Genomic DNA, 26,090 nt, shown 5'->3' on the forward strand with positions numbered 1-26,090 from the left:
TGTTTCTAGAAGATCGGGGCGCCCTGTCGCCGAAGTCATATACACGGTCTGCTTCAGATCACAGCGCAACAGAAGTTCCGTAGGCAAGTCGTCGGCTAAGGCGCTCGGTGGGAGCAGCGCGACCACACAGGACATTGTAAGTATCGCAACTTTCATAGCCGCCACATGTGTTGCTGAAGTCATCGGCACTGGAACAGCACCGACTCTCCTTTGATTCCAAGCATTCCTTGGCCGTTGAATGACCAGACCATCTTCATGGTCTTCACATCGAAAATGATGGCAGCGATCCCCAGCGTAAGATGCTCTTCCGCAGTGAGATAGCTGGCCGTGTTCGAAGTGATCGTAAATTCTTCGGGCTGGGCAACTCCGACAGAAACGTCCGTAGCCCGCATTAGCAAAACCCGCTTGCTATCTGGAGCAACCTGGATAGCAACCTTCGAAGGTGATTGGTTTGTCCAAACTATTGCCTTCCGCTTAAACCGTTCATCCACAACGTTTGCATCGGCGATGGGATCGCATCCGTAAGACTGACCCGCGCGCGGAGGCTTGACGAATTGCGGAGCGGGATCGGGAGCCGGGAAGCTCGCCTCCGTCGGTGCAGAAACACCTCCAAAGCTTGCAACAATATAACCCGCCGTCGCGCCCACAAGCAGCGCGACGATTGCGACAAAAAGAACGCGCACACCCTTCCCCCGGACCTAAGTCTTGAGAACAGTACCACTAACAGACTTGACGTTGAAAGAACAAAGTTAGAACATGAGCGAATGCCGTCCATAACTCCCAACCGATCAGCCGATCCCGACCGCCTCGAATTGGCGGCTGACCAAGCCATTGAGGCATGCGGCGGAGACGTGCGCGAAGCGGTCAAGGCGCTGATCGTCGCAAACGAATTCCTTGAGCGGCGCTCAGAAGAGCTTGCCTCGCCCGGTTATGCGCGCGGGCGGGTGCTGCCGCCTGATCGGAAGGATTGGTACGATTGATAGTTGGTCAATCGCGCGACAAGAGAGAGACGAGCTTCAAAATCGGTTCGGTAAGCTCGCTCGGTCGTTTGGTGTCTCGGCCGACAGCCGCCAACAAAGGACGAACTTTGTTTTCTAGTTTGGGATAGAAGGCTGAGAGATTTCCCATCACTTCCGTCCAAAGCTGGGACGCCATCGACCCAGAAGCCCCTACCGGAATGAGGTAGAGGCCACGCCGTTTCGCTATCTCAAACTCGGCCCGCATTCCGTCGGACGCGACTACCTCCTTTCCCGAAATCTTGTTTCCCATAATAAAAATAGCGATCCCTGCTTGCGCAATTAGTTCTTCTCGGTAACGCTCAAATGTTGCCTTGCGCTCACGTTCGTCCTTGATGCCGATTGGAAACGGTCGCAGCACAAGTTGCTCATCTAAGCTCCGATGATTCGTTGAATAAATTTGTTGGACCGCGCCGGTTACTACTGCACTCCCGATGCCAAGGCCGAACCCAGTGGTAATTCTTAGATCGCGGTCGATTAGCGCGCCGGACAATTTGGCAACGAAGTCCTCAGTCTGCTCACGCTTCCAAGGACCGAATTCTGCGGCGCTGCCTGACACAAAGACGGTGCGCCGCCTGTATCGAAATTCAATCCTCCTAAGGAGTTCAGTTATCTCCTTGAACTCATCCACGAATATTGTTTTGATGTTAAAACGTTCAAGGTCCTTTGTAACGTGGCCTTGCTTTGTCAGCGCATACTCAAATTCCGCCTTTTTCTCATTCTTGCCGCGTGTTCGCCTACGCATCACACAGTAATGCTGCCGCTGATGTTCAGCATAGCGTGCGCGTATACGCGACAGAACAAAATCGATGTTCGGGTCCGTGAAGCTGAATCCTAAAAAGAGGAATGTATTTTTGACCAGGTCGCCCGACAAAGCCGTGATGAACGGATCATGGGTTTGGAAGTACTTTTCGTAGTCGTCCTTCGTCAGGATAGACTTGTGAGGATGCTCAATATCTCCATGCATCTTGTAAATGATGGCGTCCCGTCCGCGACGCGTGTTAGCGAGCTGGTCGTTCTCGTATTTGGAATCGACGCGCTTGCCAGCCGCCTCCAACGCCTTTTCGATAAGACGGTCATAGTTGGTAGTCCAATAGGTATGTATCGGGAGCCGAGCTAGGATCGCATGATTTTCGGTTGGGCTCTTCAAGTCCGAAAATTCGTCTATCAGAAGCTGGTTCAATGAATGACGATTGGACGAATTTACGTTCAAATAGTACTGAGCTAGAGCTACAAGATCGGCCTCTTTTGTGGCGTCCAGCCCCAAAGAGTTTGCAACAGGGGCTATCAGACCCGGCCAATCGACGTATCCAGCGGCCTTCGACAGTCCTGCTCCAATAAAGACGGCGGCGTTCTCTTCGCGCAACTCTTTAAGGTAGCGATCAAGGAATTCGTCCTTGTCTCGATCACCCATTTCGACCCCTTTGCAGCGCCAAGGCTAACGAGGTAGCTTGTCAGCCGATCCAATCACTAAACTTATTGAATCCATCATTCGCGATCCAGTCGTAGGCCGTGTACCAGTTTCCTAAATTATAGCCATTTCCGCGATACTGTTGCGCAACCCCTCCGGTTCTGTACGAGGAGGAGCCGTCAATTTCTGAGTATTCCTTCCAAGTACCGTTCACTTTCTCCCATAGCGTAGCGGTGTCGCCACTTTGCGAGAAGGTGACTCCTACGTAGTTCAATGGATTCGGTCCGAGTGGCTTCGTCCTCTGGTCGCGACCCTTGATGCTGTTGATATGTACAGCCAGCAAATGATTGCCCTTACGAAAGCTTTTTAGAATTTCGTACCGAACCCAAGGGCGCTCAAATGTTTCACTCCCGATCAGCACGCAGGTAACCGACGTTCCGTCGATACTGCTATTGATCATGCGTTTCAGAGCAACAGGACCCGTGCGTTTAGCGCTTTCCCAAATCGACGCATCGAAAAACCCGGCCACTTCACGGTCCGGTTTTGTTAGCCAATGCTGACGGACTACGTTTGCTCTAAAATCGATTACGTCTTGATAATGGAAGCTAAAAAATACTCGTTTGGCCAAAACCGTCTCCCCCTTCATATACCAGTGCGTGTATTGTGCATAAACCTCGTCTAAAGAAAAGACCGCGAGCGACCTGAATTCAATCTCGCGAATAACGACGAACAATCTGAAACGTCCTTGCACACAACCGTTCTCCGGGAGCACCATGATCAGCAAAGAACAGCGCATAGAGGCCATGAAAGGAGTTTTGGCCTCTCTCTTCGCTTCGCAGCGCACACTAAAATCGCTCGCGCCGAACTTTAAATGGGCAGGACTGGGCAATCTTCTCGGAGATTATGGGGAATTCATTGCTATCGAGGTTTACGAGCTTCAGCCCGCGCCTCGCGGTGCGAACGGGTACGATGCTGTGCGGCCAGACGGCAAGAAGGTGCAGATCAAGACTAACTATGCCGCCTCGCAGATCGGCTTCCGGGGCGAGGCCGACATGCTCCTATGTCTAAAGATCGACCTGAATGGGGATTGGACCGAGATATTCTACGGTGACTTTGCGCTGGTGAGACAGGCAGCGCGTTACTCAGCCCGGGACAATAAGCACATGGTTGCTGTGACTGCGCTTCAGAAGATCGCCAAAGCAGGATATTCCGTCCCGGAATTTTTGCCGTTGCCGACGAACCCTTCAGGAGATAGCGAACCCATCTGAAATTCTGAGCGTAACGAATTTAGCAGAGCTTCTGTTCACTTGAGTGCTGAGAAGGTCGGGATGCAATGCAGTTACTAGCGAGAATCCTATACGCTGTTTTGTGCCTGGGCATCACGGCTTGTGCTGGTCACTTGCTGTACTGGTTCTTCACAAACCCTGTTTCCCTTAGTCGCTGGGCGGACAAACATGCGGAGGGTCGCAAGCTGTTCTTTAAGTGCCTCTATCTGTTCACCGCCTTCTTAGGTATCGCTGTCGCAGCGTCTGGGGCGGTCGAAAGCGCGCTTGCCTGGATGCCGCGAAGTTGGGTGAGATACGATGAGGATGGCGAGAGCGAATGGATAGCTTCTTCTATCGCCCATGTAGCTGGGTTTATTGTGGCATTTTTTGTCACGCTGAAAGGCGCGGAATTAGCAACACGCATTCGCCGGTTAGAAGAAGAAAGTAATTAAGCTGAGTCGGTAACGCCAAAGTTCCTCGAATCTCCCATTTTGCGGATACGTGAATTTTCCTAGGCCCCGGTCGAGGCGCTTAAAGCTGAAGAGATTTGATGCCCCCCCGAGTAGCCCAATAGACCTCTAGGCAGGCTTCAGTTTGCAAGTGCGCCCCCTGTGCATGAGACCGAAGGGGGATACTGGCGTGCTTGTGCTCCAGTTGATGTCTTGGTTAAACATTAATCAGACACAACTGGGGGCTGCAGATGAAATTCACTCGGTGGGTTGCCGTTGCTATTCTTGGGGCATGTTCACTTCTAGCCAGCAACGCTCATGCGGAATCAGTCGAATCGAGCGCTGTTCTTGAAAAGCTTGCCGCTCTCGAAGCGCGAGTAGCTTCGTTGGAACGCAAGAACCAGGAATACAAGCGCCAGTTGGATCAAGCGCACAGTCAGCTTCGATCCGAACCCGCGAGAGATGTTCGTCAGGCGAATGCTGCGATGCCCGTGAAGGGAGTGGTGCCTGTGGCTATGCCCGCCGAGCCACCTAGCTGGACAGGCGCGTTCTGGGGAGGCTCGGTTGGCGGAGCTGCCACAAGGGCCGGCACTAGGTCTGACGAGCGGACTACACAGGGCAATTCACTCAACGCACCTCCCTTCGATTTGTTCGGATTCAACTCTCTGGATCAGTCCGGGACAGCGAAGAACGGTGGAGGCTTTATCGACTTGTTCGCCGGAGGTGACGTGCAAATATCACGGCTCGTCGTTGGCGGACAGCTTGAAGCGACTGTCGCCGACTTGAACTTTAGCTCGTCGGGAACGCGGAGCCTAACCTATTTCAATTCCGCAGGCCCCACCGGGGCGACGGCAACAGGAGACTACCGGCCGCAGGTGACCTCACATTGGATGGCTTCTACCTTGCTGAGGGCCGGCATTCTTCTTGATGAGAACACACTTCTCTACGGGCTCGGCGGCTGGACCTTTGCGCGGTTCGAAGCGCGAAACCTCACCGACAATCCGTTCTATCAACCTAACGAGACGTTTTGGGCGAGTGGGCCAACCGGAGGCGTTGGGATCGAGCGCAGGCTGGATGGGAATTGGCGCGTTAGGGCTGAATATCGCTACACAAGATTTGACGCCGCAAGTACACAAGATCGGTTCAATTGGGTATCTGGAACTGCCACGCAGACCTATGCACGGGCGACACAATACGATCAGTCTATGCAGTCCGCGCGGGTAGGATTTGCTTACGCGTTTAGTCCGCTCAGGTAGCTTGCGAAGCCCTTGGTCACGCGCGAGGGGAGCACGGAAGGGCGCGGGTAACTTGGAGACCCGCATGCCTCGAACCAGCCGGCTGCGTGGCAGCTTGGGTACGTTCAAGCACTTCGTTACGGCTTCGGCTATTGCGGCGCCGCAAGTGCGCCAGCGCTTGATCTCGCGCGCCAGTTGCGTTTGAATGTACGGACTGGGGGGAGAACGGTATGCGTTGGATGGGAATTGCAGTGCTCTGTGTGGCACTGGGGGGATGCTACGCAACAGGCGCAGATGTGCGCGCCAAGTTAGGGCAAGACTACGTTGGGCAGAATGTCGATGCTCTTGCCGTTCGGTGGGGGCCCCCAGCCAGTAGCTTCAAGATGAATAGCGGCGATACCGCGTATAGCTGGCAACTGGCGTCTGGGAGTTCATTTTCGGTGTCCCGTGATGGCCAATCGAGCGCATCGGGAAGTTCGCGAGCATACGCTTGCAAGGTCAACGTCGTTGCAGCGCCGAACGGAACGATCAAGAGTCTCGATACCGAGGACAAGGATAAGAGCCTCTATTACGGGCCCATCCCAACTGGCGTCCAGCTTGGCAGCGTTTGCGCAGAGCAACTTGGAATGAAGCAGCAGTAGAGGCCGCGCGCCGTGGGGAAGTGTCGTTTGTTGGTTCCCATGTGGAGCGTCCAAAATGATTATTAGGGTAATTTCGCTTTTCATCATCGTGCAGCTCTTGCATGCCCCATCGGCACTCGGTGCCTGCGGAGACAACGGAGGCCCGGGATATCGAAATCAATCCGGGAAGTGTGTTGGCTGGGAAGCGCTGGCGCGCCAGTGTGGGGACCCACCTTCAACGAGATGCACACCCGAGCGCGTTGCTCAAGGCTCCGAAGATGCTGCGACTAAGGGATCGGCTATTCGGTCGTTAATGGATCGCTCGCATGAACCGAATAAGAAGCAGGTCAATCCTTAACCTCGTCTCGCTCCGTACGGCTGCGTTTCTCGTCACGTCAGCGCTCGCAGTACCTACCTCTGCTGCCATTGATCAGAAGATGCGGCCGACTAACATGGGCCGAACAGCGGGCGACGTTGACGAATGGCAACGGATTCCGCTTCGCTCTAAGCCGTATCCTTCGCGTGGGACATCACAAATTAAGGTCGCAATACAAACACGCGGCACAAGCTTGCAAGGGCTCATCCGCATTCCCGGCGCACCAGCCTCCAATTTTGATACAGGCCATGGTTTCACTTTGGTTGACCTGATCAACGCCGGAAATGAGACGAACGGCTATTCCGAGATTGTTGCCTTAGAGATTTTATTTACGCAGAGAACCCTGGGGCAATCATACGAAGCGTACGTAGTCGATTGGGGGGACAGAGCCAAATAGCACGTATCGCTTGATTGGCTCTTGAATACTTTACGCCGCAGGAGTTCTATCCGTCCGGTCACGGATCGTACTAGGTGGAGGTGGCGAATGAGCAATGCGCTCGTCGTTCACAAGGCTCACCTGCCGAAGGCTCTTCTCGGCGTTCGTGCTGCTCAATACGTCCGAATGTCCACTGAGATGCAGCATTATTCAATCCAGAATCAGGCTGCGGTGATCGCCGCCTATGCGCACGCTCACAATCTCACTCTCGTCCGAACATACAAGGACGAGGGTGAAAGCGGACTGCTCATCAAGAACAGGCCGGGTCTTCTTCAACTATTGGAGGATGTCGAGAATGGGCAAATCGACTTCGGTTACCTCCTGGTTTATGACGTAAGTCGATGGGGCCGCTTTCAAGATGCAGACGAGGGCGCGCACTACGAGTTCATGTGCAAGCAAGCGGGTATCAAGGTCGCATATTGCGCTGAGCAGTTCGACAATGACGGCACCATGCTTGCCAGCATCGTCAAGAACATCAAAAGAGTAATGGCGGCGGAGTACAGCCGTGAACTTTCGGTCAAGGTCTATGCCGGTCAATGCCGGTTTGCTCGTCTTGGCTACAAGCCGTGTGGTAACCCTGGCTATGGTTTGGTGCGGGAGCTTGTTGACGAGAAGGACCAATCGAAGGGCATTCTGAAGAGGGGGCAGCGGAAGTACCTCGCCACTGATCACATCCGAGTTCGTCCCGGGCCCCCGCGAGAGGTTGCCACTGTCAGGTGGATATTCAATCGCTTCCTTGAGGTGAAATGTGAAACGGTTGTGGCTTGGGAGTTAAATAAGAAGAAAGTCGCGAGCCGTTCGGGGACGCCATGGACCAGGGTGATGATAGGCGCCATCCTCAGGGACGAAAGTTACATAGGAAATTTGATCTTCAATCGGCGATCATGGAAGCTACGCCAAACTCGCACCTATAACCCTCCTGAACAGTGGATCAGGGCGGAGGGCTGCCTTGAACCGATTGTTGACCGGAACATATTCGCGAAGGTCGCCAAGTTCATCAACGAGCGGCGTGTTGACCTTACCGAAGAAGAGATGCTCTTCCGTTTGCGAAGAACTTTGCTTAAAGAAGGGAAGCTGAGTGTCGGCGTTATAAACCGCACGCCGGGCTTGCCTTGTTCGGCTACATGTCAAGCTCACTTCGGCAGCTTGCGAAACCTGTATCGATTGCTCGGCTATACTCCCAAGCGGAACTACGAATTTCTGGAGTCGAGGCCGCTTTGGTCCGAGCAAAAAACAAAGCTCGCTTCTCGCATTGGAGCGGCCCTAAGCAGAGCGGGTTGTCGCACGAGCACCGGGGGTTGGACAGACTCGCTACGCGTGAACGGCACCATTTGCGTTTCGGTTAGAGCTGCCCGCTGGACACCGGGAAAGGAAGAGACCCATTCGCCCCATTGGACCATCCAATGTGATACGCATGTCCCCGCCGGATGGATTGCTGCAATCAGGCTATCCGAGCACAACAAAGCAGTGCTCGACTACGTGTTGCTGCCCACAGATGGCAAGGTGAAGCGGACAATAAGATTTTCGGATGCGGCCCGGGCTCGTCGCTCGATGAGCTGCTACAAAACCGCTGAGGCTCTTGTTCGTGCGATCACCCGGAGGGTAGCCAAGGCAAGCCGTGTTTTCCCACCCACCCCAGTGCCGCTGAACAGACAACTGAAAGCAAGCCCGCCCAAAACCAAGAGCGGCCACGCGCGGCGCTGATTGATCGCAGATAGAGGAATGCGCCGAGCAGTGTGCCGTAGTTCCGCTTGAAATCTCCGTTGAGCTTCGCAATCTTGGCCAGTTCCGAGGGTTCAGGGTCGTTCTGCATAAGCTGGCTCCATTCACCAGCACCCTATGAACCATTGTTTTGCCCGACGGAGCAAGGAAAAATATTCGCTATATCAGAACTCCCTTTAGAGCCGACCTTTGGAGGACTTAGCGGACAGTGGAAGATTTCTTACCTTCACCGCTGTGAACGACTGGTGGCGCTAACGCCTAAAACCCAAATAGACGAGTCAGTCGCGACAAGGTAATTGTGAGAACACCAATTCCCTATAGCCGAAGTATACCGATGCCCATATATGAACTGAAGCCAAACGAGATCGTCGCCGTTGAGGAGACAAACTTCAACTTGGCGGGAATTCAGGAGCGGCGTGACTTGCAGCGACTGCTGCGTGACCACGTTGAGGTAATTTCGCCCGATACTCTCGTAATCTCTGAGGAGTTTGACGAATGGGAAGACGCAAAGCGACGGATTGACCTGTTGGGCATCGACAAGGAAGCAAACCTTGTTGCAATCGAACTCAAGCGTACAGAAGACGGTGGCTATATGGAGCTACAGTGCATTCGTTACGCTTCCATGGTCTCCACCATGACGTTCGATCAGGCGGCCAACATATTTGGGCGCTACCTCAAGAGAGTAGGAAGAGAAACGGAGGACCCAAGGGAATTGATCCTCGACTTTCTGGATTGGGACGAATCGAATGAAACATTATTTGCCCAAGACGTACGTATTGTCCTTGCGTCAGCCGAGTTCTCCAAGGAGCTGACTACATCCGTTTTGTGGCTTATCGATCATGGAATCGATATCCAATGTGTGCGACTTAAACCGTATCGATTAGACAGTCGCGTCTTGGTTGACGTGCAACAGATCATTCCACTGCCTGAAGCCGCCACATATCAAATTCAGGTTCGCGAGAAAGCGAAGCAGGATAGAGCCGTAAGAACGAGCGGTGCTGACTTCACCAGGTTTGACGTTCGCATAAATGACGAGCTTCACAAATCTGTTTGGAAGCGAAATGCGCTCTACTTGATTTGTAAGCGCTTGTGCGAAAGCGGCGTCGCACCCTCTGATATCGGGTCTTTGTTCACTTGGAGGAACAACGCCTGGTACGTCGTTGACGGAGTGGTTGATGGCCCTGAATTCGAGCGGCTTGCAACACAGAAGGAAGCAGAAGGTGGCCCGACATTTGATGCTGCCAGATGGTTCTGTGAGTCCGAAGAACTGTTCCAATCGAATGGTAAGACATACGCATTCTCTAAGATGTGGGGCGGCAAGAATTGGCACAGAGCAATGAATTTGCTGAAGGACACCTATCCGGGCTTTAGAATCGATTTCTCACCCACTTCTTGATGAACACATAGGCAGGTCACGCGTCATGTACTGCTAAGTTAAATGGAACGACTGGTGGCGGGTTGGACAGCCCGCCACCACATCGCCACGCTCAGCGTCGGGATGTCGCGAGCGCTGGACCACCGCTCCCGTAGTCTAGCGGCGGTCGTTTCGAACGGCCTCTAGCACCGCCTCAAGGGCCTTCTTGAACCGATGGGCGGCACCATCTCTCATAATCTGAAAGGAACTCGCGTCCTGTTCGAGCGACCGCGCGTCTTCAGCATTAATCAATCCGCAGAACGCTTGCCGACAAGCACCCTCCGCAACAAGACTAATTTCCTCCAAAGTGGCCGACCTCACCACCCTGACGCGGTTGCCATCAGCAACTTGAACGTATTCATCACCGTGCATAATGACGCCGACGGAAAGAGCCGTCCGCTCCCCATTCTTTACAGTTTCAAATGCTTTGCGGCGCTTGGAATCGTTTCCGACGACCAATCTCATCGCGAGACCATTGTCGTCGCAATACAATTCTAGGCCCGTCTGTGTAGTCGCATAGATCGTGGCCTCTTGATGATCAAACAGCAGCCGTTTCGGGTCCCCCAACATTGGATTCTTGATTGAGTGCGGCAGGAAGTAGAAGTACTTTCCATTCTGTTTAATCACAGAACGCCAGCGGAGCGCATAACCTTGCAGATGCTGCCGTACCTCTTCCTTTTCGTTGGCAAAACTGATCGATTTTCCGTCAACCGCCGTAATGAAGCCACCGCCTCCATACTCCAGATCAAGGGGCCTCCCGGCTGCGATTTCGTAGTTGCGCCTGATCATTGAGGGAACTCCTTTGGCAACGCCCGAAGTAGTCCCGCGCTGACGCACCGCCGGAGAAACTGTTCAAAGTCGCTTGTGCCGCTCGGTACACCCAAGAACTCCGGCTCCAACACGAACACACCGTAGGTGCCAAGTCCCTGGTTTAGCAGACCGCGCTTGAGCCAAAATATCTCGGAGTGAATGGAGTAAAGTTCAGAAAGAGCCGATGCTAAGCGCTTCTCCGCCTTTTTATAGAGTGGTCTCACCACCTCATCACACATCTTGCCACCAGCTTCGCGCCTTACGGCCTCAACTTTCGCTTGTTGAGCTTTCAACGCGTCTTCCAGGGCGCGGAACTCCCTCAGGGCTGTCTTGAACTCACTATCTAGATCGGCAAGTGGCTCGCCTCGGGTCGCACGCTCAGCATCGGCCGCACGCTGCTCCTTGCTTGGCCCTTCTCGAAGCCGCTCCTGCAACGCCAATGCCCGCTGTTCTGCTTCCTTGGTTCGCCTAGCCAAAGCATCGGCTCTCGTCATTTCGTCCCGGAGTGTAGGGCTGTAGTCCTCAATTTCGGGTACGTTTGTCATCCTCATTTCCATAGCTGTATTGCCACGTCTGGCGGAGTAAGCGCGCTTCTTTCATTCAGGCCGCTCGGATCGACACCCACACCACCACCACCCGCCTTTAAGAATAAAGGCGGTGGTGGGGTAGTTGGATTAGGCTAGAAATCACCACTCCCCACCGCACCTCTTGGGTGGTGGGGTTCTGGTACCACTTCGAACATAGGCCGTTGCCGCCCCTTGTCCGACTTCCGTTCGACGATGACAAAGTGCCCGGCCTTAACGAGCGCCTTCATAAGACGCCCGATTTTGCGCTTATCCGCCTTGGCATTCAGTCCAAGGACCTTTGAAAAGACGAGTCCCGCCCAATCCTTTGATTGGTGATTGTCGCCGTGTGCGCCCGAGCTGATCTGCCGCTTAATCTCGTCCAGTTCTTCGGGCGAAATATCGTCGGATGTGTCCGTTTCGGACGGCCATTTCCACTTCTCGACCACGCCAACGCTATCGCCTGCTGACCACTTCGTGCCATTGCCAAGATCAACTGACACGATCCGGTACCAGTCTGCATATCCAGACCGCTTCGACATGTTTGATTTAACGTTTGTCACGCGGAAGTAGGAAAACCGATCCTTAGAGTCGATGCCCGCCTTTTCGGCCTCCTTTTCACTCATAGTATTTATTGCACGGACTGCGCGCGCTTTATCCTTCAGCGCTCCTGCGCCACGACCCGAATCCGCCGTTACCTCGCCCTTTCCATCCCCAGATGCTTTGTTGATGTGATGCACCAATTCCACCGAAGCATTTGCTTCGTTCGCAACACGCGTAAACTGATTGGCTACTTGCTGAATTTTGTTGTTGTCACGACGACAAGTGATTGATCGCGACCGGAATCCACAAAAAGATTCACGTTCAACACCTCTGGGTCAACGCCGTGATGCATTGCGGCCGCAGTCACACGACGCTGGATTTCGTCGAGAGGATCTTCCAAATTGAAGTACCAGACCCTAAGAGGCGGATTGGCAGTTACCATCCCCAACGTGTCGGTGACTTCGAGGGACGACTTTCCCCCGCCGCCGCTTCCAACAGTTGACGACACATATCTACGAATGAAGTGGCCGCCATACAGGTTGTCACGCCGGGGCAGCGTCGAAGGGTCTTGAAAGACGAATGGCGTGGCGACTATGGCGTTTGAACGTTCATTTTCCTCCCGCTTTTCGCGTGCATTTTCCACGAATGCTTTTGCCGCCCGTGCATTGGCTTCGCGCTCAGCTTTCTTGGGTAGGACGAATTTATTCCAGCACCTTTCTGCATCGGTTATAAGGGCCACTTCGCTGCCATATCGCTCCTTCCAAGCGCCCCCCTTAGCGAGACAGAGCGAAATTGCCTCATTAAGTGACAAACCTTCAAAGCCGCAGTGCTCGAAGACGCTTGCGGCGTGCTCCGATCTGTCGGGCAGTCCGTCCGAAAGCAAAGCTGCTCGAAGAATATCGCTAGCCCCATCCCAAAGGGAGGCCGCTTCGACGCGACCTGAAAAGCGCTCATCGAATTGCGTCCCCGCCTGGGGCTCGTCCAAGACAGACGATAGACTGTCGGCCAATTGCGACCCGCTATATACCAATCCTTGAAACGGCTCTTTTAGAGCCTTTGTCTTGGTCGGCCAGTTCAGCGTGCCGGGAATTCGCCACACATGAGATATGTCGGCAGTGCCGTGATCCGAGCCGCTGGCCTTCTTCAATGCGACGGCTAGCGGCTTTGCTTCTTCGGGCGGAAGCGGCTTGTCGAATAAGATCACTTGTTGGGTGTTGCCGGGAGATGTCTCGATCATAAAACTAGGCTTCATCGGCATCTCACCGATCTTGCCTGTGTCGGCGTCCATGTCGGCTACCAATCCAATCACCGCAACTACATCTGCCTCGCCACCCTTTCTCCCTCGCGGCAGATCGCGGCGCATGACACACAATGGCATGTAGACGTTTGCACCCGGTGTGTCCGCGTGGGCGGCTACAGATTCGCGCGTGCCCTCAACATCGCCGACGCGGTGATGTGTGATCGTACCGGGTGCATCTTCGATGAAGACAGAAACGACAAAATAGCCATCCAGTCCGTGTGCGCGGTCGTGGATGATTTCGAGGAACTGCTGAATACTTTCCGGGTCGAATGCAGTGACATTCTTGAGCGCTGAGTTACTGCTAGGCATGCAAGACCTTTGATAAGCCACCAGGCGTTTGGTTGGACCTCAATCGCGGATCAACCGCATCTTTTCAAGCAAGCCAAATTTGAGTGACGTGATCTTTTGTTCTTGCTAGCTTCCGGCCCCCGTTTTGACCAACATGGAAATCGCTCATGGCAAAGAAGCGAAATAAGAGACCCATATCGACATTCGCTCGCGCTGTTGGCGCGCGGCTAAGGGCGGCCCGTAAGGCAGGGGGTATCAAATTGGAGACGCTTGGCGAACGGCTCGGAGTAACCAGCCAACAGATTCAAAACTATGAGACTGGCAAAAGTCGTTTGTACGATGCGAAGATTGTCGAAGCCTGCGACGCCTTAGAAATCGATCCCAACAAGCTTCTCGGTTGGAATGAGCACGCGGAGACAAAGCCGCATTTCATTTTGTGGGGTGATCGCCGCTTGATCCTAACGGATTATGACAGCATTTTTGAAGCCGGTTTCCTCATTGGGAGTCATCGAGTCTAGTAGAGAGAGGAGCTGTCAGGCCACCTACCGCATGCATCAATGTCGTCTGCGCTTTTATCCGAGATTCTGGGTCATCTACGGCGGTCACACTTCTGTCACAGCACCGGCTGCGCAGCAGCCAGTTGCACGGCGGAGCCCTTTCCAGTATCATTGATTTTGCAGCGGTTTTTTGCTCAGCTGGATAGAGCGTTGCCCTCCGAAGGCAAAGGTCACACGTTCGAATCGTGTCGGGTGCGCCAGCCTTGCCGCCGGTTCAGGCCGACGCTCACGTCAGCATCGCGACAATCGCCTGGACCTGGTCTGAAGCCGACGAAACCAATCCGTCATATGACGTCTGGCCGTGCGCAGCGGCGTTCAGGATGCATTCGGCCACGGCAGCCTTCAGGCCGAACACCGATTGATGGGCCGGCACGCTCGCCATCACCGTCTCCAGCGCTTGACGCATCGTCTGAATGAGCTCGGAGCTGTATTGCATTGGCTGTCCTCCGCGCGCTCATATTAGGTCGCGCGACCATGCTTGCCACTCACAAGCCTGAGATTGCTCTTTGAACTGGTTGAGACCGAATGTCTCAATTCAAACGCCAGATCGCCGCATTGAGCACGCCGGCAAACGCGACCCAGGCTGCGTAAGGCACGAACAATGCGGCGGCCAGCCTGTCGCGTGATGCCTCGAGACCGATATAGGTCACGATCGCGACGAACAGGCCGATGAGGATGACGAGCGCGGCGCCGATCTGGTGCATCGTGAACATGACCGGAGACCAGATGAAATTGAGCGCCAGTTGCGCAGCCCAGGCCAGCATCGCTTTGCCCCCGGGTTCACGGCGAAAGGTCCGCCAGCCCGCGAGGGCGATCATGATGTAGAGCAGGGTCCAGGCCACCGGGAACGCCCAGTTCGGCGGCACGAAAGCCGGCTTGGCGAGGCCCGCATACCAGTCTCCGGGGAGATTGGTCGCGCCGATCAGCCAGCCGATGCCGACCACGCCCACCACGAACAAAAACAGCTGCAGCATCCATCACCTCGCGCATCGCATCGCGCAATTGTATCATCTTTCCATGAGCGAATCCGACACGGTGACCGGCGAAGCCTCGCCCGTCCGCAAGATCATCCATATCGACATGGATGCGTTCTATGCGTCGGTGGAGCAGCGCGATAATCCGGACCTTCGCGGCAAGCCGGTCGCGGTCGGAGGCTCGGCGGAACGCGGCGTCGTCGCGGCCGCCAGCTACGAGGCGCGCCAGTTCGGCGTTCGCTCCGCGATGCCTTCCGTCACTGCGAAGCGGCAGTGTCCCGATCTGATCTTCGTCAGGCCGCGCTTCGAGGTCTACAAGGCGATCTCCAGGCAGATCCGCGACATCTTTGCCGAGCACACACCCATCATCGAACCCTTGTCACTCGACGAGGCCTATCTCGACGTGACGGAAAACCTGCAAGGCATCCCGCTGGCGCGCGACATCGCGCTGAAGATCCGCGGGAAGATCAAGGCCGAGACCGATCTCAACGCGTCGGCGGGCATCTCTTACAACAAGTTTCTGGCCAAGCTCGCCTCCGATCATCGCAAGCCCAACGGTCAGTTCGTGATCTCGCCGGAGATGGGCCCGGCCTTCGTCGCAACGCTGCCGGTCGGCAGGTTCCACGGCATAGGCCCGGCGACGGCTGCGAAGATGAACGCGCTCGGCCTGTTCACCGGCCTCGACATCCGCAATCAGACGCTGGAGTTCATGAATGCGAATTTTGGCAAGTCAGGTGCGTACTATTACTGGATCTCACGCGGCGTCGACGAGCGGCCGGTCCGGGCCAACCGGATTCGCAAGTCCATCGGCGCAGAGACCACGTTCTCGGTCGACCTTGCCGAATATGGCGCGCTGGCGGCCGAGCTCAAGCCTCTGGTCGACAAGGTCTGGCGGCATTGCGAGTCGACCAGCAATCGCGGCCGCACCGTCACGCTGAAGATCAAGTTTGCCGACTTCGAGATCATCACGCGCAGCAGGTCCGTCGCGGCGGCCGTTGCGGGGCGGGACGATCTGGAACGGCTGGCGTGCGGCCTGCTCGAAGTCGAGATGCCGCTACCCAAGCGCGTCAGGCTGCTGGGTGTCTCGCTGTCCGCGCTCCAGACCGGGGACGATGCGGAGCCGCAGCTGACCTTGGGCATTTGAACGAGGCCGGCAGGCCCCTCGCCGAACGCGACATCTTTATCCGCGACGCGGCGCAAAACCTGTCGTAGAGACACCAAAGCACGATTTTTCGCGATTGATGCTGGAATGCTTGCCTTATTGATACGCCTCGGATTGCGCTTCGAAGACCGCATCGAGGAGCGCCGGTTTGTCGACCAATACGTCCGAGGCAGTCTCGGGTGGACGCAGATCGCGATGCTGCTCGGCGCCGCCACCTATGCCGGCTACACCCTCTGGGATTGGGTGCTCTACCCCGAAGTCGTTCCAACCACGCTTGCCATCCGTGGCGGCACCGCCCTGTTCGTGCTGCTCCCGCTGACCGCGTTGCTCTCTCGGCGATTGATGAAGCCATGGGCAGAGACGATTTTCCTCGTCTATTGCGTCATTCCCGGCTGCATCCTGCCCAGCATCTATCTCGTCCTGCCGTCGGGCTTCACCTTTGCCGCCCCCGGCATGATGATGATCATCCTGTTCGTCTCGACCATGCTGCCCTTGCGGATCGGCTCGCTCGCGATTTTCTGCCTGCTGTCGTGGCTGGCGCTGCTGGTCGCCGAGACGTTCGCACCGGCGATGCCGGTGGGCCTGAGATTCATCAATCATTCTCTCGTCGGCAACGCCTACGCATTATCGCTCTACGCCGTAGCTGCGCGCGAATACCGGGCGCGAAAGCAATTCCGAACGTCGGAGGCGCTTCAGCGGGAAAAGGAACGCTCGGAGAAGTCGCTGCGCGATCTGCGCGCGACCCAGGAACATCTGGTGCAGGCAGAAAAGCTCGCCTCGCTCGGTCGATTGGTGGCCGGTGTCGCTCACGAGGTCAGCACTCCGCTTGGCCTCGCCCTGACGACCTCGACAGCCATGCAGACGGATCTACAGACAATGGCCGATGCATTGGGCGGAGCGTCGGTCCGGCGATCCGATCTGACCAAGGGAATTGACAGGCTCAAGCAGGGGCTCGACCTGACCTTCGATAACCTGCACCGCGCATCCGAGATGGTGCACAGCTTCAGGCAGGTCGCAGTCCACCAGGCCGATGAGGACCGGCGCACGTTCGAGCTTAAGGATTGGCTGTCCGAGCTGATGTCGAAGCTTGGGCCGCTGCTATCGCACCATGCTCTGACGGTTGACGTCGAATGCCCGGCGGGCATCACGCTCAACAGTTACCCCGGAGCGCTCGCCCAGGTGATCAGCAATCTCGCCCTCAATACCGCAGGGCATGCATACCCGGACAAGAGAGGCGGCAGATTCGCAATCACAGTCAGGCAGCCCGACGCGAAACGGGTCCGCCTGGTCTGCGCCGACGACGGCGTTGGGATACCCGGGGAATTACAGGCGCAGATCTTCGATCCGTTCGTCACGACCGGCCGCGAGAGCGGACATGCCGGCCTCGGGCTTCACATCGCGTTCAATTTGGTGGCCTCGTCGCTGAACGGGCGCCTGCGCCTCGAGAGCAGGACGGGTCCAGGGACTCAGATCGCGATCGAGATCCCGATCGAAGCATGAAACCGCGGCCGCTGGAGCCGCCTCGCAAAGCGGCGCGCGGCCGACGGTGACGGGATTTTGAGTCCCGCCACCGATGAAACTCGACCCGCTCGGGGCAATCAATGCCTCACGTGCTCGAACACCACGATCACGCCGGTCGGCTCGGGCTCGTGCGCCATCAGGCGCGTCAGGTCGGAATCGCCCCAATCGGCGAGGCTGACGACTTCGCCGCTCTGGCGATCGGCACCGAGCGATGGTGTGGGCTCGAGGACTTTGAGGCCCATCTCGTCGACGAAGAAGGTATGCTCGCCGAACATGCTGTTCAGCTGCGGCATGGCCGGATGTTCGTCGGGCAGCACCTGAGCGCCGAGTTGGTTGACGGTCTGCTTCACCTGTTCGGATGTGAGCTTCATGAGCTGCTCCGTTTCTGTGTCCGGTTTCGTTGGCCGGGCGGGAGCACGCGTTCCCTGCGCCTTAGTCCGCCTGGCTCGACTCCGAACCGGTGCTGCGCACAAATGTTCCCAAAAAATGTATTTCGTGATCGCGCGTTGCATCTGCCGCGCTCGCGGCACGAGATCGCCACAGGATGCACACGATCCCGCCGCTGACAGCGCTCAAGCGCTACGCGCCGCGGCTCTCACCGACCGAGAGCGCGCAGATGCGTGACAGATATGTGTAGGGCAGACCGGTCTCCTCGGCCCAGGCATTGAACTGCGCCTGCACCTTGGCGAGATCGCCCTTCGACTTGACCTCTTCGGCAATGTCGAGACCGGCATCGCGCAGGCAAGCCACCACGTCGCCGGACGTCACAAAGCCATCCCACCCGACGAAGCGCAGCAGCATCTGCCCGGTATTGCCGCCGAGCCGGCTGCCGCGCTTGGTCATGAGACCGAGCAGGCCGATCTCGTCGGACGAGGGCCACTTCGCCAGAAACTTGCCGAAGCTACCATGCTCCTTCGCGATCTCCTGCACGAAGGCGGCGTTGTCGCGCACCGACATGATCTTGGCACCGTTGCGCACGATACGCGCATCGCGCAGCAGGCCTTCCCAATAATCCTCGGGCTGGAAGGTGAGCTTGGTCGGCTGGAAATGCAGGAAGGCGTCTTCAAAGCAGTCCCATTTCGTCTCGATCACGCTCCAGGCAAAGCCGGCGCAAAACACCCGCTTGGTCATTTCGGCGAGGACGCGGTCGTCGCCGAGCTTGGCGAGCCGCTTGAGGTCCGGCTTTGCCGGCATCAATTTCTCCAGCGCCTTGGGCCCGCCCTTGCGCTTCTCAGCGCGGGCACGAATGGTCTTGAAGGAGGTCATGCGGACATCCGCGTTGATGGATCGTCAAGACACCAGAATTCGCTCAAGAGGTCCAGCACCGCGGAGGTGAAGTCCGCGATGCCGGCGCGCCAAGTGCATGTGGTCGGGTCCTCGGACAAGGACGTCGCCACCGAGACCGGGCGCGCCGATGGATAGCGGTTGATTTCATCTCCAAGTTGTTATTGGATGCCGCCGCCAGTGAAGCGGCCTCCGTCACCGCCTCGCTGGACTGTGGTTTGTCTGCGCAATCCCGGTTGCAACCCCGCTCGCATCGTTATCCAGACTGGGCAGAACGATGATCGGCGTGGCGACCCAATAATGTGACCTATTCTTGCAATGTCCTTTGTCTCCGTGGCGTTCCTCGGTCTGGTGCCCGCGACCTTCCTGCTCTACCACGCCACCTCCAGGCTCGCGGTACAGAACGTCATCATCCTGGCGGCAAGCTACGTGTTTTACGGCTGGTGGGACTGGCGTTTTCTGCCTCTGCTGGTCGGAATTTCCCTCGTCAACTATGCCGCGGCGATTCTGATCGCCGCGACTCCTCACGAGCACACGCGAAAGCTTCTGCTCTCTCTCACCATCGCGACGGCGATCCTCGTTCTCGCGATCTTCAAATACTTCAGCTTCTTCGTCGATTCGTTCGTGACGATTGCCCAACGCGCGGGTCTCAATCCGAACCTGCCGACGTTGCGCATCATCCTGCCGCTGGGCATTTCCTTCATCACCTTCCAGGGCATCGCCTATGTGGTGGACGTTTATCGCGGCAAGCATGTCGCAGAGAGCAATCTCGTCAAGTTTCTTGCCTTCAAGGCGTTCTTCCCGCAACTCGTGGCGGGACCGATCGAAAGAGCCAGCAATCTCCTGGATCAATTTTCGAAGCCGCGAAAATTCACGGCCGATCATGCCGACCGCGCGCTCTGGCTTCTGATCTACGGCTACGCCATGAAGGTCGTGGTGGCCGACAGCCTGGCGATGATCGTCGACACGCTCTTCATTCCGGATCAGCCCTTCGGCTGGTCGGTCGTGCTCGCCACGATCGCCTTCGGCGTCCAGATCTACGCCGATTTCAACGGATACAGCCTGATCGCAAAAGGCGTCGCGCTGCTGTTCGGCTTCGAGCTGACGTGGAATTTCCGCTACCCCTACTGGTCGGTCTCGATCAGCGAATTCTGGCGGCGCTGGCACATCAGCCTCAGCACATGGCTCCGCGACTATCTGTACATTCCGCTCGGCGGGAACCGTCACGGCGAGTTCATGACGAACCGGAACTTGATGCTGACCATGGCTTTGGGAGGCCTCTGGCACGGCGCGTCGTGGACATTCGTTCTTTGGGGACTGCTTCACGGCACCGTGCTTGCGATGTGGCGCAAATTGCCCGGCGGAGACGAGCCCCCTTCGAAGGTCGCTCGCGGCGCCGGCTGGGCCGTCACCATGCTGGTCGTATTCGTCGGCTGGTTCCTCTTTCGCGCGGCAAATTGGAATTTGCTGGTGGGCATGCTCAGTGCGCTGAAGAACTGGGAATGGGCCCCGGTGCACAATGCCGTCGCACTCGCGATTCTATCGCTGTCGGCCCCGCTGATGCTGCTGGAATGGCAACTGCAGTCGCACGGGGACTATTTCCTGATTCGCCGACCTGCGTGGATGAGGTATCCGCTGTTTGCAGCCCTGGCGGCTGTGACGATCGCGGCGTCCGGGCACGTCAACGCAACCTTCATCTATTTTCAGTTCTAGGCCATGCTGAAACGCACGATCCAGGCGATCATGAAGTCGCCGCTGACCCATGCGCTTCAGCTTGTCGCGCAAAAGTTCGTTCCGGTCGCCGTCTTGACGGCTCTCATCCTCGGGATCGCGAATTTCATCCATCGGCAGAGCAACCACCAATGGTCTCGCGGAATCGAGACCTACATCGTCCTCGAGCAGATCAGGCGTTCGGAGCGGCTGCCTGCACCCGATCTCGCCTTTCTCGGCGACAGCTCTTGCCTGTTCGGGATTCACGTCCCGACCTTGTTGCGCGCGTTTCCAGGATCCGACGTCGAGGCGTTCTGCACCATCGGCTTTGTCGGCCCGGATGGCTACGCCGCCATGCTCGACAAGATGATCGCCGGCGGACGCCAGCCGAAGAAGCTCATTCTGGTGTTCAATCCGATCCAGTTCGAGCGCGATCCAAGATGGAATGAGTGGCCGACCTTCATCAGGACCGACCGTTTCGAACTTCCTTCCACCCTGACGTTTCCGGCCGGCGGTCTCGAATACATCCGACTGCTGATGGAGCGAGCCGTGTATACCCCGCTTCCGGGCGCCTATGCGATCTACTACGGCGGCAAGGACCAGTTCATTTCGACGATATGGAGCGAGCATGGTAGCGCCATCGACCCGAACCGGATGCTTGATATTCCTTCGCTGGAGGCCTTCAGGGCCACGTTGCCCGGTCACGTTCTTCTCAAGCCGCTCCCCGGCTCGAAACCGTTCGTGATGAACGCGGAATTCGAGAAGGCGCTCGACTCCCTGTCCGTAACGCTTTCGAAGCTCGACCGATCGAAGGTCTATCTGGTGATCTCGCCGGTCAATTCCGTCAACGCTCAGGGCGGCCCGCAGAGCTTCCACGCCGAGGCAGGTCAAAAGATTGCGGCTCGACTCGGCCTCGATCAATCGCAATTCCTGGACACCCCGGACGTCATGCTGGACATCCTGTATGCGCATTATCCCTCGCATCTGCATCGATGGGCGCGAATGATCTACACCGAGCAGCTTGCGACGACGCTGGCTGACCGGAGGATCCTGGAGAAATCCACCGGCGACCGATCCGTCCGCTGATTCGCGCCGGCGGCCTTGGGTCCTCACGAGGTGATGGATTCTTCGCGGCTCGCTAACGCGACAAGTGCTTCGCGAGGTGGACCGACTGCCAATCTCCCAGTCCGGTATCCCTGAAACCTGCTTTCTTCGCCAGGCCGCGCATCTCGGCGTTCGTGCGCGCCGTCTCGGCGGCGATCATCTCGTGGCCGAGATCGATCGCGCGCGTTTCCATCGCCGTCATCATCTGAAGGCCAAGACCCATGCGCTGGAAGGCATCGGCGACCGAGATGGCAAATTCGCCGTGCCGGACTGCCGCATCATAAGCGTATCGTGCTTCGCCGATGATCCGGCCCCGGCCCTCCTGCCTGAGCTCGGCGAGCAAGGTGAAGTGGTCGAGCCGGTCGGACTTGGCGACGCACTCGGCCGCGACCACGGAGAAATCGGTTCGCGCACCCATGAAACGCTTGTTGCGCGATGTCGTGGAAAGGCCGGTGAAATAGACCGAGAGGCTCTCGACATCGGATTCGCCGGCGGTCCTGATGCAGACCATGCCCTTCGTTTCGGCCAGTTCGACCGGCTCGACGACGGCTCCCGGAAACAGCTGTGACATGCGTGATGCTTTCGGCAGGTTGCTGGGACTTGCAGACCTAGCCGAGGCCGCGCACCGTCCGCTTGGACGGAGCTGCCAATCATGCGGCTGAAAACGAACAGCTCGTCTTCATGTGCCGCGCGTCACACACGGGAGAGCGAAGGCACCTCCTCGGGCACGATCGCCTGAAGCCCGCCGAAGCGGCGCTCGCGGCCGTGGAAGGAGGCCAAGGCAGCGGCGAGATCGCTCGCGTCGAATTCGGGCCACATCCGCTCGGTGAAGTGCAGCTCGGCATAGGCGCCTTCCCAGAGCAGGAAGTCCGACAGCCGTTTCTCGCCCGATGTGCGGATGATGAGATCGACATCGCGCAGGCCGGCTTCGCCGGTGACGAGCTGTGAGAAGGCTTCGCGGGTGAGGCTGGTCAGTGCGGCCGCCTTCGCCGCGGCATGGAGGATGGCGTCGCGCGCGGAATAGTCGACGGCGATACGCAGGTGCAGCGTCGTGCCTTCAGCGGTAGCCTCTTCAGCGCGCGTGATCGCATTGGCGATGCCGTCAGGCAATCGGTCGCGGCGGCCGATCACGGTAAGGCGCACGCCGTTCTTGACCAGGCTCTGCACCTCGTTGGCGAGATAGAAGCGCAGCAAGGTCATCAGCGCCCCGACCTCGGCCTTCGGCCTCCGCCAATTGTCGGTGGAGAAGGCGTAGAGCGTCAGCGTGCCGATGCCCTGTTTTGGCGCGGCCTCGACAATGCGGCGGATGGTTTCGACGCCGGCCTCGTGGCCGCGCACGCGCGACAGGCCGCGCCGCGTCGCCCATCGTCCGTTGCCGTCCATGATGATGCCGACATGAAGCTTCTCGTTGCGGGACGCAAGGTCACTTTGCATTGCAAAGTCTCCGGTAAAAAAAGGGGGAGGATCAGGTCGAGACGATACCGAGGCGGCCGAGCGGCGGCGCCTCGCGGCCGGCGGCTTTCGCAGCGTCGCGCACCAGGCGCTCGAGCACGGCGAGATAGTCGAGGAAACGGCGGCGCCCGGTCTTGGTGAGGCGGCAGGTGGTGTGCGGGCGGTTGCCCTCGTAGCCCTTGGTCACCTCGACGAGGCCGGCCTCCTGCAGCACGCCGAGGTGCCGGCTGAGATTGCCGTCGGTGAGGCCGCAGAGCTGCTTGAGGTCGGCGAATGCCAGCCCCTTGGGATGCGCCATCAACGAGCTCAGAAGCCCGAGCCTCGCCTTCTCGTGGATCACGCGGTCGAGCCCTTCATAGGAGAAGGGCGCGCTGTCAGTCTTCGACATCATGGTCTCCGGATGCGACATAGAGAATGCCCGCCATCACCGACTGCCCGATCACGAAGGGCAGGCCCATGGTCCATGGCGACAACGTGTGGGTCTGGCTCGCGAGCACCACCACGGCGAAGCCGGACACGAAATACCAGGCACCGGCGAGCGCGACGGTGCGCGGCAGCGAGCGGACGGAAGCGAAGATGCCGAGCGACACCAGGATCTGCCACAGGCCCGGGAGCAGCCACAGCGTCTCGGCCGCGAACTTCCACATCACCACCGCGAGCAGCACGCCGGCGACGCCTGCCGGCAGGAACTGCTCGACCGCCTGGTGGATCATGGCGTCGGCCAGCCCCGAATGATGACGGCGCGAACGCGCGCGCATCTCGATCCCGATGATCAGGCCGGACAGCGCGGCGGCAACGAACCAGCCGAAGAAGAAGCCGAGCGGCTCGCCGGTGGGATCGCCCAGCAGCCAGAATTGCAGGATCGCGGTGAGCAGCGCGACCGCGCCGGTCGCGGCCATCGTCGCGGGGCCGTAACCGCGGAACGCCGTACCGGCCGCAATCTGGCTGCGAATCGCCACGATGTCGGCCAGTGCCTTGTCGAGATCGCGCAACGCCAGAACCTCGCTCCGCCCGTGCCTCCGGGATTGCTCACCCCGTTACTTTGTGATGCAAAGTATATGGCATCGCAAAGCAAACGCAAGCCTGAAAGTCGCCGCGAGAGGATCCCGCCGGCCCGGACAACTGCCGGTTGCGCACCCCCTGCTCCCGTAGATAAGATGCGGTCCAAAAGCGTTCCGGGGGCTGGTATGTGGCTTAAGTCGTTAATCGTCGCATCTCTGTTGCAGATGGGTATCGCCGGCACCGCGCATGCGAAAGGACCGTTCGGCAGCGTCAATGTCGGCAACTGGATCGGCGGCGCGTTCAGCAATGACGAGACGGGCGCCTTCTCCCATTGCGCCGCGACGACGCCTTATGCGAATGGCGTCATCCTCGTCGTAAGCCAAAATGCCGCCGGCACATGGTCGCTCGCGTTTGGGAGTCCCAGCTACCGCTTCAACAAGGGCGAGAACGCCGCAATCGACGTGACCTTTGACGGGCAGGAGCAGGCCAGGCTGTACGCCACGGCGTATCAGTCCAACATGCTCACGGCCATCATGCCACTCAATGTCGTGCGCACGTTCCAGAAGGCGAGCCTGATGGTCGCAACGGCCGGCCGCGCCGTCCTGAATTTCGACCTGACCTCGACCGGGCCGGTCATCGCGGCGTTGGCCAATTGCGTGACGAAGGTGAAAGCCGACGGGCTCGACAAGGCCGGCGACTTCACCAAGGGTGCGGCCAGGCCGGCCGCCACGGCGGAGAAGCAGCCATCGCCGCCGGCGGGCAGCAAAGTCGCCAGGGCCAAGACCGGTACCGGCTTCGTGGTGAGCGCGAACGGTCACATCGTCACCAACCATCATGTGATCGACGGCTGCGTCGGCGACATCAAGGGCAATCTCACCGGCGAGGCCGCGATGGTGCTGCGCGTCGTCTCGAGCGACGCAAGCAACGACCTCGCTCTCCTGCAGGCACCGTCGACGACGACGTTCAAGGACTTTGCGCGGATTCGCGACCGCTCGATCCGCTCCGGCGATTCCGTCATCGTCATCGGCTTTCCGTTCCATGGCTTGCTCTCGTCGGACTTCACCGTGACGACCGGCATCGCGAGCTCGCTCAGCGGTATGCGCAACGATACGCGCTTCCTGCAGATCAGCGCGCCGGTGCAGCCCGGCAATAGCGGCGGCCCGCTGTTCGACACCACCGGTCAGATCGTGGGCGTGGTCACCGCAAAGATCCCGGCATTGCGCATCGCCGCCGCGACCGGCAACATTCCGGAAAATATCAACTTCGCCATCAAGACCGGCGCGCTGCGAGACTTTCTCGACAATTCCGTGGTGCCTTACCAGACTGCCGAGCCGAAGGGTGAGCTCAAGACCACCGACATCGCCGGAAACGCCCGGCCGTACACGATGCTGATCTCGTGCAACGCGACGGAGCAGGCGGAAGCGAAGCGATAGCGGCGCGAGCCGTCGCCCGGATGGAGCGCAACGAAATCCGGGCTACGAAGTCAGTCGATCCTCAATACGGCGCGACGGGCCGCACGCGCCGTTGCGGCCGCGGTTGCGGCGGCTGCCCTTGGCCGTAAGCGAAGCGCGGATTGCGATCGCAGTACAAGAGCCGGCCGGACACGCTGGCCTGGCATTGTTCATAGGTGCTGTAGGTGCATTCGCCGGGATAGTCATACTCGCCGCCCTGGGCGCACCATGGATAGTCCCGCGCCGCCGCGGGCGTGACGGTGGCGAAGCCGGCCAGGACCGCCGCACTGAACGTCAGCAGCACCAATTGCGTCTTGCGCATGATCCAACTCCTCTCTAGCTGGCCCGAGATACGGCGCCATCCATTATCAGGTTTCGCAGCGCCGTTTTATTCCAGATCAACGAAACAAAGCACGCAAGAAAAA

The 26,090-nt window shown here is 58.0% G+C and carries 28 protein-coding genes; 12 read left to right on the forward strand and 16 right to left on the reverse strand.

Annotated elements, in window-relative coordinates; all coding sequences use genetic code 11:
- Positions 1–179: 179 nt before the first annotated feature.
- Complete coding sequence (locus tag AABA86_RS13885; protein WP_338307212.1) at positions 180–683, reverse strand: hypothetical protein; 504 nt, start codon at positions 681–683, stop codon at positions 180–182.
- An 81-nt stretch (positions 684–764) separates the two neighbouring features.
- Here AABA86_RS13885 and AABA86_RS13890 point away from each other — a divergent pair, with 81 nt between their 5' ends.
- Entirely contained in the window at positions 765–980 is a 216-nt protein-coding gene (locus tag AABA86_RS13890; RefSeq protein ID WP_338307213.1) for a hypothetical protein, read from the forward strand.
- A 7-nt stretch (positions 981–987) separates the two neighbouring features.
- Here the strand turns inward: AABA86_RS13890 and AABA86_RS13895 are convergent, their stop codons facing one another.
- Together AABA86_RS13895 and AABA86_RS13900 are read right to left on the reverse strand one after the other, a co-directional pair.
- Positions 988–2,430 carry an SIR2 family protein gene (locus AABA86_RS13895; RefSeq protein ID WP_338307214.1) on the reverse strand — a complete coding sequence of 481 codons (1,443 nt, stop codon included), beginning with the start codon at positions 2,428–2,430 and terminating at the stop codon, positions 988–990.
- 40 nt (positions 2,431–2,470) lie between these two features.
- Positions 2,471–3,160, reverse strand: a complete 690-nt coding sequence (locus tag AABA86_RS13900; protein ID WP_338307215.1) for a TIR domain-containing protein — start codon at positions 3,158–3,160, stop codon at positions 2,471–2,473.
- Positions 3,161–3,200: 40 nt separating this feature from the next.
- Between AABA86_RS13900 and AABA86_RS13905 the strand changes: the two genes are divergently transcribed.
- From AABA86_RS13905 to AABA86_RS13925, 5 genes are all read left to right on the forward strand, one after another.
- On the forward strand, positions 3,201–3,695 hold the full coding sequence (locus AABA86_RS13905; protein ID WP_338307216.1) for a DUF6998 domain-containing protein: 495 nt from the start codon (positions 3,201–3,203) through the stop codon (positions 3,693–3,695).
- A 131-nt stretch (positions 3,696–3,826) separates the two neighbouring features.
- A complete protein-coding gene (locus tag AABA86_RS13910; protein ID WP_338307217.1) occupies positions 3,827–4,144 on the forward strand; it encodes a hypothetical protein in 318 nt (105 codons plus the stop codon).
- 248 nt (positions 4,145–4,392) lie between these two features.
- The gene (locus tag AABA86_RS13915) at positions 4,393–5,397 is read left to right on the forward strand and encodes an outer membrane beta-barrel protein (RefSeq protein WP_338307218.1); all 1,005 of its coding nucleotides are present in this window, start codon (positions 4,393–4,395) and stop codon (positions 5,395–5,397) included.
- Between the two features lie 1,459 nt (positions 5,398–6,856).
- Positions 6,857–8,512: a recombinase family protein gene (locus tag AABA86_RS13920; RefSeq protein WP_338307219.1), complete on the forward strand. Its 1,656-nt coding sequence runs from the start codon at positions 6,857–6,859 to the stop codon at positions 8,510–8,512.
- A gap of 352 nt (positions 8,513–8,864) precedes the next feature.
- Positions 8,865–9,926: a hypothetical protein gene (locus tag AABA86_RS13925; protein ID WP_338307220.1), complete on the forward strand. Its 1,062-nt coding sequence runs from the start codon at positions 8,865–8,867 to the stop codon at positions 9,924–9,926.
- A 135-nt stretch (positions 9,927–10,061) separates the two neighbouring features.
- Here the strand turns inward: AABA86_RS13925 and AABA86_RS13930 are convergent, their stop codons facing one another.
- The 4 genes from AABA86_RS13930 to AABA86_RS13945 all read right to left on the reverse strand — a co-directional run bounded on the left by AABA86_RS13930 (position 10,062) and on the right by AABA86_RS13945 (position 13,469).
- On the reverse strand, positions 10,062–10,733 hold the full coding sequence (locus AABA86_RS13930) for an HK97 family phage prohead protease (RefSeq protein ID WP_338307221.1): 672 nt from the start codon (positions 10,731–10,733) through the stop codon (positions 10,062–10,064).
- Positions 10,730–11,299 (reverse strand): hypothetical protein, encoded by a 570-nt coding sequence (locus AABA86_RS13935; RefSeq protein WP_338307222.1) that lies wholly within the window; start codon positions 11,297–11,299, stop codon positions 10,730–10,732. Before AABA86_RS13935 ends, AABA86_RS13930 begins: the two co-directional genes overlap by 4 nt.
- 134 nt (positions 11,300–11,433) lie before the next feature.
- A complete protein-coding gene (locus AABA86_RS13940) occupies positions 11,434–12,057 on the reverse strand; it encodes a hypothetical protein (protein WP_338307223.1) in 624 nt (207 codons plus the stop codon).
- 50 nt (positions 12,058–12,107) lie between these two features.
- A complete protein-coding gene (locus AABA86_RS13945; protein ID WP_338307224.1) occupies positions 12,108–13,469 on the reverse strand; it encodes an AAA family ATPase in 1,362 nt (453 codons plus the stop codon).
- 146 nt (positions 13,470–13,615) lie between these two features.
- Here AABA86_RS13945 and AABA86_RS13950 point away from each other — a divergent pair, with 146 nt between their 5' ends.
- Positions 13,616–13,966: a helix-turn-helix domain-containing protein gene (locus AABA86_RS13950; RefSeq protein WP_338307225.1), complete on the forward strand. Its 351-nt coding sequence runs from the start codon at positions 13,616–13,618 to the stop codon at positions 13,964–13,966.
- Between the two features lie 265 nt (positions 13,967–14,231).
- On the opposite strand, the gene AABA86_RS13955 is transcribed toward AABA86_RS13950, so the two are convergent.
- Together AABA86_RS13955 and AABA86_RS13960 are read right to left on the reverse strand one after the other, a co-directional pair.
- Positions 14,232–14,441, reverse strand: a complete 210-nt coding sequence (locus tag AABA86_RS13955; RefSeq protein ID WP_212243659.1) for a hypothetical protein — start codon at positions 14,439–14,441, stop codon at positions 14,232–14,234.
- A gap of 94 nt (positions 14,442–14,535) precedes the next feature.
- On the reverse strand, positions 14,536–14,979 hold the full coding sequence (locus AABA86_RS13960; protein ID WP_338307226.1) for a TspO/MBR family protein: 444 nt from the start codon (positions 14,977–14,979) through the stop codon (positions 14,536–14,538).
- A gap of 43 nt (positions 14,980–15,022) precedes the next feature.
- On the opposite strand from AABA86_RS13960, the gene dinB reads away from it, so the two are divergent.
- Complete coding sequence (gene dinB / locus AABA86_RS13965; RefSeq protein ID WP_338307227.1) at positions 15,023–16,123, forward strand: DNA polymerase IV; 1,101 nt, start codon at positions 15,023–15,025, stop codon at positions 16,121–16,123.
- A gap of 105 nt (positions 16,124–16,228) precedes the next feature.
- The gene (locus AABA86_RS13970; RefSeq protein WP_338307228.1) at positions 16,229–17,641 is read left to right on the forward strand and encodes a sensor histidine kinase; all 1,413 of its coding nucleotides are present in this window, start codon (positions 16,229–16,231) and stop codon (positions 17,639–17,641) included.
- 98 nt (positions 17,642–17,739) lie between these two features.
- Here the strand turns inward: AABA86_RS13970 and AABA86_RS13975 are convergent, their stop codons facing one another.
- Positions 17,740–18,033 carry a hypothetical protein gene (locus tag AABA86_RS13975; RefSeq protein ID WP_018319488.1) on the reverse strand — a complete coding sequence of 98 codons (294 nt, stop codon included), beginning with the start codon at positions 18,031–18,033 and terminating at the stop codon, positions 17,740–17,742.
- Between the two features lie 208 nt (positions 18,034–18,241).
- Positions 18,242–18,928, reverse strand: a complete 687-nt coding sequence (locus tag AABA86_RS13980; RefSeq protein WP_338307229.1) for a DNA-3-methyladenine glycosylase I — start codon at positions 18,926–18,928, stop codon at positions 18,242–18,244.
- A 336-nt stretch (positions 18,929–19,264) separates the two neighbouring features.
- Here AABA86_RS13980 and AABA86_RS13985 point away from each other — a divergent pair, with 336 nt between their 5' ends.
- Positions 19,265–20,659: an MBOAT family O-acyltransferase gene (locus AABA86_RS13985; RefSeq protein WP_338307230.1), complete on the forward strand. Its 1,395-nt coding sequence runs from the start codon at positions 19,265–19,267 to the stop codon at positions 20,657–20,659.
- Between the two features lie 3 nt (positions 20,660–20,662).
- Positions 20,663–21,742, forward strand: a complete 1,080-nt coding sequence (locus AABA86_RS13990; protein ID WP_338307231.1) for a hypothetical protein — start codon at positions 20,663–20,665, stop codon at positions 21,740–21,742.
- A 52-nt stretch (positions 21,743–21,794) separates the two neighbouring features.
- Here the strand turns inward: AABA86_RS13990 and AABA86_RS13995 are convergent, their stop codons facing one another.
- The 4 genes from AABA86_RS13995 to AABA86_RS14010 all read right to left on the reverse strand — a co-directional run bounded on the left by AABA86_RS13995 (position 21,795) and on the right by AABA86_RS14010 (position 24,204).
- Positions 21,795–22,331 carry a GNAT family N-acetyltransferase gene (locus tag AABA86_RS13995; RefSeq protein ID WP_338307232.1) on the reverse strand — a complete coding sequence of 179 codons (537 nt, stop codon included), beginning with the start codon at positions 22,329–22,331 and terminating at the stop codon, positions 21,795–21,797.
- A 122-nt stretch (positions 22,332–22,453) separates the two neighbouring features.
- Positions 22,454–23,194, reverse strand: a complete 741-nt coding sequence (locus AABA86_RS14000; RefSeq protein WP_338307233.1) for a di-trans,poly-cis-decaprenylcistransferase — start codon at positions 23,192–23,194, stop codon at positions 22,454–22,456.
- Positions 23,195–23,225: 31 nt separating this feature from the next.
- Positions 23,226–23,600 carry a winged helix-turn-helix domain-containing protein gene (locus AABA86_RS14005; RefSeq protein WP_173015749.1) on the reverse strand — a complete coding sequence of 125 codons (375 nt, stop codon included), beginning with the start codon at positions 23,598–23,600 and terminating at the stop codon, positions 23,226–23,228.
- Positions 23,587–24,204 carry a hypothetical protein gene (locus tag AABA86_RS14010; RefSeq protein ID WP_212243626.1) on the reverse strand — a complete coding sequence of 206 codons (618 nt, stop codon included), beginning with the start codon at positions 24,202–24,204 and terminating at the stop codon, positions 23,587–23,589. Before AABA86_RS14010 ends, AABA86_RS14005 begins: the two co-directional genes overlap by 14 nt.
- Before the next feature lie 195 nt (positions 24,205–24,399).
- On the opposite strand from AABA86_RS14010, the gene AABA86_RS14015 reads away from it, so the two are divergent.
- Positions 24,400–25,647, forward strand: a complete 1,248-nt coding sequence (locus AABA86_RS14015; RefSeq protein WP_338307234.1) for a S1C family serine protease — start codon at positions 24,400–24,402, stop codon at positions 25,645–25,647.
- A 61-nt stretch (positions 25,648–25,708) separates the two neighbouring features.
- Here the strand turns inward: AABA86_RS14015 and AABA86_RS14020 are convergent, their stop codons facing one another.
- Positions 25,709–25,987 (reverse strand): DUF3551 domain-containing protein, encoded by a 279-nt coding sequence (locus AABA86_RS14020; protein WP_338307235.1) that lies wholly within the window; start codon positions 25,985–25,987, stop codon positions 25,709–25,711.
- Positions 25,988–26,090 lie beyond the last annotated feature (103 nt).

Source organism: Bradyrhizobium sp. TM233, assembly GCF_036247965.1.
GTDB lineage: Bacteria > Pseudomonadota > Alphaproteobacteria > Rhizobiales > Xanthobacteraceae > Bradyrhizobium > Bradyrhizobium ottawaense.

Excerpts from the sequence above, each read along its gene's own strand:
- AABA86_RS13930 (WP_338307221.1), bottom strand. The coding sequence starts at position 10,733 with ATGATCAGGCGCAACTACGAAATCGCAGCCGGGAGGCCCCTTGATCTG.
- AABA86_RS13915 (WP_338307218.1), top strand. The coding sequence starts at position 4,393 with ATGAAATTCACTCGGTGGGTTGCCGTTGCTATTCTTGGGGCATGTTCA.
- AABA86_RS14005 (WP_173015749.1), bottom strand. The coding sequence starts at position 23,600 with ATGTCGAAGACTGACAGCGCGCCCTTCTCCTATGAAGGGCTCGACCGC.
- AABA86_RS13975 (WP_018319488.1), bottom strand. The coding sequence starts at position 18,033 with ATGAAGCTCACATCCGAACAGGTGAAGCAGACCGTCAACCAACTCGGC.
- dinB (WP_338307227.1), top strand. The coding sequence starts at position 15,023 with ATGAGCGAATCCGACACGGTGACCGGCGAAGCCTCGCCCGTCCGCAAG.
- AABA86_RS13970 (WP_338307228.1), top strand. The coding sequence starts at position 16,229 with ATGCTTGCCTTATTGATACGCCTCGGATTGCGCTTCGAAGACCGCATC.
- AABA86_RS13995 (WP_338307232.1), bottom strand. The coding sequence starts at position 22,331 with ATGTCACAGCTGTTTCCGGGAGCCGTCGTCGAGCCGGTCGAACTGGCC.
- AABA86_RS13990 (WP_338307231.1), top strand. The coding sequence starts at position 20,663 with ATGCTGAAACGCACGATCCAGGCGATCATGAAGTCGCCGCTGACCCAT.
- AABA86_RS13925 (WP_338307220.1), top strand. The coding sequence starts at position 8,865 with ATGCCCATATATGAACTGAAGCCAAACGAGATCGTCGCCGTTGAGGAG.
- AABA86_RS13890 (WP_338307213.1), top strand. The coding sequence starts at position 765 with ATGCCGTCCATAACTCCCAACCGATCAGCCGATCCCGACCGCCTCGAA.
- AABA86_RS13935 (WP_338307222.1), bottom strand. The coding sequence starts at position 11,299 with ATGACAAACGTACCCGAAATTGAGGACTACAGCCCTACACTCCGGGAC.
- AABA86_RS13905 (WP_338307216.1), top strand. The coding sequence starts at position 3,201 with ATGATCAGCAAAGAACAGCGCATAGAGGCCATGAAAGGAGTTTTGGCC.
- AABA86_RS14020 (WP_338307235.1), bottom strand. The coding sequence starts at position 25,987 with ATGCGCAAGACGCAATTGGTGCTGCTGACGTTCAGTGCGGCGGTCCTG.
- AABA86_RS13985 (WP_338307230.1), top strand. The coding sequence starts at position 19,265 with ATGTCCTTTGTCTCCGTGGCGTTCCTCGGTCTGGTGCCCGCGACCTTC.
- AABA86_RS13960 (WP_338307226.1), bottom strand. The coding sequence starts at position 14,979 with ATGCTGCAGCTGTTTTTGTTCGTGGTGGGCGTGGTCGGCATCGGCTGG.
- AABA86_RS13955 (WP_212243659.1), bottom strand. The coding sequence starts at position 14,441 with ATGCAATACAGCTCCGAGCTCATTCAGACGATGCGTCAAGCGCTGGAG.
- AABA86_RS13895 (WP_338307214.1), bottom strand. The coding sequence starts at position 2,430 with ATGGGTGATCGAGACAAGGACGAATTCCTTGATCGCTACCTTAAAGAG.
- AABA86_RS13950 (WP_338307225.1), top strand. The coding sequence starts at position 13,616 with ATGGCAAAGAAGCGAAATAAGAGACCCATATCGACATTCGCTCGCGCT.
- AABA86_RS13945 (WP_338307224.1), bottom strand. The coding sequence starts at position 13,469 with ATGCCTAGCAGTAACTCAGCGCTCAAGAATGTCACTGCATTCGACCCG.
- AABA86_RS14015 (WP_338307234.1), top strand. The coding sequence starts at position 24,400 with ATGTGGCTTAAGTCGTTAATCGTCGCATCTCTGTTGCAGATGGGTATC.
- AABA86_RS13980 (WP_338307229.1), bottom strand. The coding sequence starts at position 18,928 with ATGACCTCCTTCAAGACCATTCGTGCCCGCGCTGAGAAGCGCAAGGGC.
- AABA86_RS13920 (WP_338307219.1), top strand. The coding sequence starts at position 6,857 with ATGAGCAATGCGCTCGTCGTTCACAAGGCTCACCTGCCGAAGGCTCTT.
- AABA86_RS14000 (WP_338307233.1), bottom strand. The coding sequence starts at position 23,194 with ATGCAAAGTGACCTTGCGTCCCGCAACGAGAAGCTTCATGTCGGCATC.